Here is an 847-nt window from a genome sequence, read left to right on the forward strand (position 1 = left end):
CACACACTCTGTGATAACGTCATGATTGGCTCCGGTCGTCCACGGGTCTTCGGACCCATTGAGCTTCGAGCTCGTACATCGCTGGGCACGTCCCAGCCGGCTCGACCGGAGCCACCTTACACCGCCAGCGCTCCGCAGTCACCCGTACAACTCGTCGGTCTGAGGCGGAGCCTCGTTAGAACTTGAGCGTTCCGATCGGATGCTCGACTGTCTGTCTTCGCAATCGCTGGAAAGCGCCGCCTTTTCACGGCGCAAACCCACCGCAGCCGTTCGACCCAACGTTCGCGACCGTCCGCTGCGAAAACATTAAGCCGACGTTGGCAAGCCCTCTGCCATGTATCGCCGGCTTTCGTGCACAAGCACGGTCGATGCTGTCCAGCCCGACCCAGTTACAGGCGTCGACGGCGATCCTGACCATTGCCGACGAAGGCATCGACTACTAAAAATTCGCAATATTCAGCCTGCCGATTTCTTCGGTGACAGTCCACGCATTTCGCTGATCGCGGTATTACCGTATTCCCGCAGCGGCGACGGTGCATGACTATTCGGATCGCGCGTTGATCGGCAAATTAATCGATCGCAACCGATAGCTGCCTCTGTTCACGCAGCCGCGAACATCCGCGGAATCCGCTGCAGCTCTTAGGCAACACGTATGCACCCGTCAATGCGCGGGCCATCGGTGATCTCTTCGACGCGCTCCACGTCGAGCGAGGTCAGCACGACCATCAAAACGGCAATGGGCAGGGTAATAACGGCGGCTTTGCCTGCTGCTCGAGAGTGCCGAGTTCTTGCGCCTTTCTCACGGTCTCATCTTGGCGTTCGTGAGCGCCGATCCAGTTCTCGGTAA

General features: G+C 58.9%; 1 protein-coding gene. It reads left to right on the forward strand.

Annotated elements, in window-relative coordinates; genetic code table 11:
- Positions 1 to 182: 182 nt before the first annotated feature.
- Positions 183 to 443, forward strand: coding sequence for a hypothetical protein (locus AWB81_RS45575; RefSeq protein WP_143753581.1), 261 nt, complete (start codon positions 183 to 185; stop codon positions 441 to 443).
- Positions 444 to 847: the final 404 nt, after the last annotated feature.

This window comes from Caballeronia arationis (assembly GCF_001544975.2).
Taxonomy (GTDB): Bacteria; Pseudomonadota; Gammaproteobacteria; order Burkholderiales; family Burkholderiaceae; genus Caballeronia; species Caballeronia arationis.